At 42.7% G+C, this 6505-nt stretch carries 5 protein-coding genes and 1 pseudogene; 5 read left to right on the forward strand and 1 reads right to left on the reverse strand.

Features of this window, described 5'->3' with window-relative positions:
• Both AB3329_RS11430 and ndk read left to right on the forward strand, forming a co-directional pair.
• Positions 1 to 1370 (forward strand): annotated as a pseudogene (locus AB3329_RS11430) (transposase); the annotation flags it as partial.
• 586 nt (positions 1371 to 1956) lie between these two features.
• Positions 1957 to 2376 carry a nucleoside-diphosphate kinase gene (gene ndk / locus AB3329_RS11435; protein ID WP_368396285.1) on the forward strand — a complete coding sequence of 140 codons (420 nt, stop codon included), beginning with the start codon at positions 1957 to 1959 and terminating at the stop codon, positions 2374 to 2376.
• Positions 2377 to 2781: 405 nt separating this feature from the next.
• Here ndk and AB3329_RS11440 read toward each other — a convergent pair whose 3' ends face one another.
• Complete coding sequence (locus AB3329_RS11440) at positions 2782 to 3243, reverse strand: helix-turn-helix domain-containing protein (RefSeq protein WP_368396286.1); 462 nt, start codon at positions 3241 to 3243, stop codon at positions 2782 to 2784.
• A gap of 270 nt (positions 3244 to 3513) precedes the next feature.
• Between AB3329_RS11440 and AB3329_RS11445 the strand changes: the two genes are divergently transcribed.
• The 3 genes from AB3329_RS11445 to lepA all read left to right on the forward strand — a co-directional run bounded on the left by AB3329_RS11445 (position 3514) and on the right by lepA (position 6310).
• A complete protein-coding gene (locus tag AB3329_RS11445) occupies positions 3514 to 3792 on the forward strand; it encodes a helix-turn-helix domain-containing protein (RefSeq protein WP_368396290.1) in 279 nt (92 codons plus the stop codon).
• Between the two features lie 171 nt (positions 3793 to 3963).
• Positions 3964 to 4332: a hypothetical protein gene (locus AB3329_RS11450; RefSeq protein WP_368396287.1), complete on the forward strand. Its 369-nt coding sequence runs from the start codon at positions 3964 to 3966 to the stop codon at positions 4330 to 4332.
• Between the two features lie 151 nt (positions 4333 to 4483).
• Positions 4484 to 6310 carry a translation elongation factor 4 gene (lepA, locus tag AB3329_RS11455; RefSeq protein ID WP_368396288.1) on the forward strand — a complete coding sequence of 609 codons (1827 nt, stop codon included), beginning with the start codon at positions 4484 to 4486 and terminating at the stop codon, positions 6308 to 6310.
• Positions 6311 to 6505: the final 195 nt, after the last annotated feature.

The following is a 6505-nucleotide window of genomic DNA, read 5'->3' on the forward strand; positions in this document are numbered from 1 at the left end:
TGCTCATGCGTGAGAATGGCATGATTGAAGACGACGCTCTCTTTATAGATGGCACCAAGCTAGAAGCTGATGCCAATCGCTATTCTTTTACTTGGAAAAAAGCCGTCACTAAGTACGAAGAAGCATTAAACGGGAAAATCTCAGAACTCTATGACCAGCTCGTTCAAGAGGGTGTGAACATAGCCCTATCCAAAGAAGAACGGGAGACCAGTCAAGGTTTAGAAGAATGACTTGAAAAGACAGAAGCAGCCTTAGTGGAGGTTGAGAAAACTATTTCTGAGGAACCAAAAGTTATTAAGGGAGGTTCTGCTAATAAACAGAAGAGACGTCGCCTCAAGAAAGTCCGCCATCAGTTGAGGAAAGATGTCATTCCTCGTAAACAGCGTTACGAAGAAGCAAGAGTAATCCTTGGAAATCGCAATTCCTTTTCTAAAACAGACCATGACGCTCCCTTTATGCGGATGAAAGAGGATCATATGAAGAATGGCCAGCTCAAACCTGGCTACAATGTCCAAGCGGCCACCAATGGTCAATATGTTCTTGCCTATGACATCTTTCCCAATCCAACAGATACTCGAACTCTAAAGCCTTTCCTCGAATCTATCCCAACTCTGGATTTATTCCAACACATTGTAGCCGATGCAGGTTATGGAAGTGAAGAGAACTACGTTTTTATAATGGATGAGCTGGAGAAAACACCTCTGATCCCCTATGGTATGTACCAGAAGGAATTGACGAGGAAATATCAGAACAGTCCTACTAATCCCAATAATTGGGACTACCTCGAAGAGACGGACCAGTTTATTAAACCTGATGGCGTTGTTTATTTCTTTAAGAAGTACTCTCGTCGCACGGATAAGTATGGTTTTGAGCGAGATTTCAAGATTTATGAGGCGGATAAGGTTCAGGACACTCCAGAGCTGGAAGACCTTGCCAAAACTGAAAAGGGGTATCAGAAACAGATTCATTATAATCCGACTTGGGCTTACTTTAAAGAACTCATAAAGGAAGCATTGCATAGTGAAAAAGGCTCTCGTCTCTACGCTAAACGGAAAAGCGATGTCGAACCCGTTTTTGGCGGATTGAAGCGTGTTTTTGGCGTACGCCGAGTTCATGTTCGAGGTCATCAAGCCGTCCAAACTGAGGTTGGTCTCCTCTTCATGAGCATGAATCTCACGAAATTGGCCAAGAATCTCCCCTCAAAAACTTCAAATACTCAAAAACCACACCGTGATTCTTTCATCTTGATTGTTTTCGAGACAGAAATCACTGTGTGGTTTTATTTTGAAACTAGTTTTTGCCCAGCCACCTTTGATTCTAGAAAACGACTAACCTTATCAGCGGTTTCTTTCTTATCACATGCCTATTGATGGTGGATAAGCACCATCTTTTTCTTTTGAGCAGTGCTTTTATCAAGATACAAAGCCCGTTAAAAAATCCGTATGAAAATGGCGGTAAGCCAGAAATCTCTGATTTCGTCTGCGCACCCCTGCCAGAACGACTAGGAGGGTGCGGTCGGCTGTTAAGACGACAAAGCTTTCAGTCGTTTACGGCTGGCGGTAAGCCAGAAATCTCTGATTTCGTCTGCGCACCCCTGTCAAGACGGCTAGAAGGATGCAGCAAAAATTTAAGCTTTCAAAGTCGTCTCAACTCTGTTCAGCAGAACGCTAGTCGTCTAGCGGTACTTTATTTGATTTTTCAAAGCTTTAAACTGCCTGCAAGGTCTTGCGGGGGTGGGACAACGAACTCTATAATTAGAGTTCTGTCCCGCTCCCAGTCGTTTATGCTTCTTATTGAAGGGTAATAACTGAGTAGAGCTTTTCTTTTTTACTGGAATTTTAGACGGCTCAATTTTCTGCAATATTTGCCGGAAGGAAAATCAAGGGCAGATGTTTTCGCCGCCTGTGCTTTTATGGTAAAATGGTAGGAAATAATAGGAGAAAGGTGAGTGGGTAAGTGGAGAAGACATTTTTTATGATTAAACCTGATGCTGTGCGCAGGGGGTTAATCGGGGAGGTGCTGAGCCGCATTGAAAAGAGAGGATTTGCTATTGAAAGGTTAGAGCTGTTCCGGGCTGATGAAAATTTGTTAAAAGCGCATTATGCTGCCCTGGTTGATGAGCCTTTCTTTCCTGATTTGCTTGCTTATATGACCAGCGGGCCGCTAGTGATTGGGGTAATGTTTGGAAACGATGTTATTGCCAGCTGGCGGTTGATGATGGGGGCAACTAAACCGCAGGAAGCTTTGCCGGGAACCATTCGAGGCGATTTTGCTCAAGCGGCTGGTGCTAATCAGTCTATTGAAAATGTTGTTCATGGTTCGGATTCAGCAGCTTCAGCCAAACGTGAAATCGGTTTGTGGTTTAAAGAGGACTGATAGCTAATCTATCATCAGAAGCAGGTCTTGCCTGTTTCGACCGGAAATAATCTAAAAACCAGCCCTGTATACGGGCTGGTTTTTAAACTTCTATCGGCTGAGCTTAGCCGACAATTTTTAAGATGATGCATTATATTGAGGATTAGGAGAAGTGAACTCAATTAAGCTTCATTGTTGAGAAACAGAAACTGCTATAAAAGAGTGGCTCCATGCTGTCACCGCCTAGGCGCAAAGCCAAGCCATGCTTGGGCACAGAATCAAGCTAGTCAGTAGTTTTAGGCTTTTCATAATCAGCCCAAACACCAGTACCGTCAGAAATGCTGCCGTAAAGCTAGACATCTTCATAGGTGCTGTTTCAAGTTTGGCATAAGTCTTTAGCTTTTTTCTCTTGCTTAATCGGATTGCCTAGTCTTCTTTAGCTTCCTCGTTCAGATAGTTCTGAACAACTTTTTGATAATTACCATTTTTGTCAGCACCATCAGTATCAGAATCTGATTCAGCTGTTTTCTGCTGCTCTTTTATTTGCTGGTGAGCAAAATCAAGCACAATTTCCTGCCTTTGTTCGCTCAGCTGACTGGCAGCTTTGTTGATATTTTCAAGCATAGCCGAAGCAGTATAATTGTAATGTGAGAATCGTGGATCGATTTCTGATTTTTTCAGACCGAAGTAATCGGCCAGCTTTTGCACATTACCGGATTTCGGCAGACTTCTGCCTTTAACATACTCGTTCAAACTGCTCTTGGGAATATCGAGTGTTGTAGCTAAGTCCGCCTGCTTTACGCCGCTTTCTTTTAAAAGTCTCTGTAAATTAGCGGATACAATTTTCATGGCCACTAAATCTTGTGGGGTTAATTTACCGCGTCCCATGGGGTACCTCCTATAGGTTTGTTTTTTATCCTTAATTACATGATATCGTTTTAATTGGCAATTGTAAATAAGAAAGAGAATTTTTCGCGAAAAAAGTCTTGACTTGTGATTTAAATCGAATTATAATAGGAGTATCTTTTATGAATTTGTTTATAGGCAGATTGATATAATCAAATCGGAATGCCAGCTCATTAATTTGGCTTGCTCTTGTAAAAAATAGTGGTTCTGAGCCTGCTGAAATCACCTGCTGTTGGCTGTGAAAATCACCCAATAGCAGGTGGACAAGGAAAGGAGAGACTGAAGGTGGAAAAGTTGACCTTACGTGCCCTCAGGGTAAATTATGATTTAAGTCTTGAAGAAGTTGCAGAAAGTTTGGCTATCTCTGTGGATACCTTATCGAAATATGAAGAGGACAGCTCAAATATTCCGGTAAAATTAGCTCGTGCCGTAGCGGATTACTATGGTATTAGTTTGGATTCTATTTTTTTAGGTAAGAACTCTGTTTTAAAGCAGAGGTTTAAAGAAGCAAAGCGTAAGGAAGACAAATAATTACGCTGGACTGAGCCGTTTGACGGTTCTAAATGGAATGACAGATGCTGTTTAATAGGGCTGATCTTAAACCGTGTTTTTAGAAAAGCATTTAAGGCCGCTTAACAGTGTCTCTTTTTGTATTTCCGACAGATAATGGATTTTTTGTAAAAATATTCAAAAGGAGAAGAGGTGGAAAAGAGATTGCAATTTGAGGAAGAATCGGTTTTCATTTATGATCAAAACAGACTGTGCCTTTATCTCCTTAATCATTACGAAATGGTTAATAAGATAGAAGTTACTGCTTTTTACAGTATGGACAGGCTTTGGCTAAGTAAGCTGCTTATTAATGAAGAGTACCAAGCAGATGCCCTTGTTTGGACTAATAATGGCAGTGTTATCCTCTCAGAACCTTTTTCACAAAAGACGAAGTCCTGCCTAATCAAAAAAATAATTCCAAGCCAGAACTGCAGCCTGTCTGACCTTCATATCATCTATCAAAAAAGGCAGACTGATATCAGTACAGTAGTGAACGTTTCTAAAAGTGACAGAGAGGCATAGCTGCCTAAAAAGATGCCGCACTATTAGCTTAATAGCTAGTGCGGTATTTGTATGAAAAAAGGCTTTTAACCATGTAAAATTTCTCAGCAAGTGGTAAGGGGCTTGCTTTTTTGTTATAATAAAAAGTAAGAATTAAAGGTATAGGAAAATAATGGATATTCAGGAATTACGTAAGCGTCAGGAAAAAATTCGCAATTTTTCTATTATTGCGCACATTGACCATGGGAAATCAACACTGGCTGACCGTATTTTAGAGCAGACGGAAACGGTTTCGAGCAGGGAAATGCAGGATCAGCTCTTGGACAGCATGGACTTGGAGCGGGAGCGCGGGATTACCATTAAGCTGAATGCGATCGAACTGAACTACCGTGCCAAAGACGGTGAAAGCTATATTTTTCACCTGATTGACACGCCTGGGCATGTGGACTTTACCTATGAGGTGTCCCGCTCTTTAGCTGCCTGCGAGGGAGCTCTTTTAGTGGTAGATGCAGCTCAGGGGATTGAGGCACAGACTTTAGCCAACGTCTACCTGGCTTTGGATAATGATTTGGAAATTCTGCCTGTTATTAATAAAATTGATTTGCCGGCCGCTGATCCGGAAGGTGTCCGTCAGGAAATCGAAGATGTCATCGGTCTCGATGCCTCCGAAGCCGTTCTGGCTTCTGCTAAAGCAGGAATAGGTATCGAAGAAATTTTGGAGCAGGTAGTGGAAAAAGTACCAGCTCCTGCGGGAGATGTTGCAGCTCCTTTGCAGGCTTTGATTTTCGATTCGGTTTATGATGCATACCGCGGTGTTATCTTACAGATTCGGGTAATGGACGGTATCGTCAGACCGGGCGATAGAATTCAGCTAATGTCTAATGGCAAGACTTTTGACGTCACTGAGGTTGGGATCTTCACTCCTAAAGCAGTGGGCCGTGATTTTTTGGCAACAGGAGATGTCGGCTATCTTGCGGCTTCCATAAAAACAGTTGCTGACACACGTGTCGGTGATACGATTACTCTGGCAGATAAACCGGCAGCTGCTCCGCTGCATGGTTACAAGCAGATGAATCCTATGGTTTTTGCGGGGATTTATCCTATTGATTCCAATAAATACAATGATTTGCGCGAAGCACTTGAAAAGCTTCAGCTTAACGATGCCAGTCTGCAGTTTGAGCCGGAAACATCACAGGCTTTAGGCTTTGGTTTTCGCTGCGGTTTCCTGGGGCTTCTGCACATGGATGTGATTCAGGAGCGGCTGGAGCGTGAGTTCCATATTGATTTAATTATGACAGCGCCGTCTGTTGTCTATCATGTCCATACGACTGATAAGACACTTTTGGAAGTGTCCAATCCGTCTGAATTTCCGGAAGCGGCTAAGGTAGAAAAAATTGAAGAACCTTACGTTAAAGCCCAGATTATGGTGCCGCAGGAGTTTGTCGGAGCTGTTATGGAATTAGCGCAGCGCAAGCGCGGTGATTTTGTGACTATGGATTATATTGATAATAACCGTGTGAATGTTATCTATCAGATTCCTCTGGCGGAAATTGTTTTTGACTTTTTTGATAAGCTTAAATCCTCCACACGGGGCTATGCCAGCTTTGATTACGAGATTTCTCAGTACCGTCCGTCTCAGCTGGTGAAGATGGATATCTTGCTTAATGGTGACAAGGTTGATGCGCTCAGCTTTATTGTCCATAAGGAATTTGCTTATGAGCGAGGGAAGCTGATTGTCGATAAGCTGAAGAAGATTATTCCGCGCCAGCAGTTTGAAGTGCCGATTCAGGCAGCAATTGGTCAAAAAATTGTGGCCAGAAGCGATATTAAAGCCCTGCGCAAAAATGTGCTGGCTAAATGTTACGGCGGAGATGTATCCCGCAAACGTAAACTTCTTGAAAAGCAGAAGGCCGGCAAGAAGCGGATGAAAGCCATCGGTTCGGTTGAAGTCCCTCAGGAGGCCTTCTTATCAGTACTGAGTATGGATGATACAGAGTAAAAACAGCAGTTCATAAGCTCATATGCGCACTTAAAAAACCTTATTTCTGTCTTAAACAGAAATAAGGTTTTTTTATGTACGACGGGCATGTTGTACATCTGAGGTGCAAGTCCTCTGGGACACCCGCTACCGGTGAACCCAATAGCGATTCTGCATCCTGACTATCGTGAGATAGCGGGGAGAGGAAGGGATAGC

It is taken from the genome of Streptococcus huangxiaojuni (assembly GCF_040930515.1).
Lineage (GTDB): Bacteria > Bacillota > Bacilli > Lactobacillales > Streptococcaceae > Streptococcus > Streptococcus huangxiaojuni.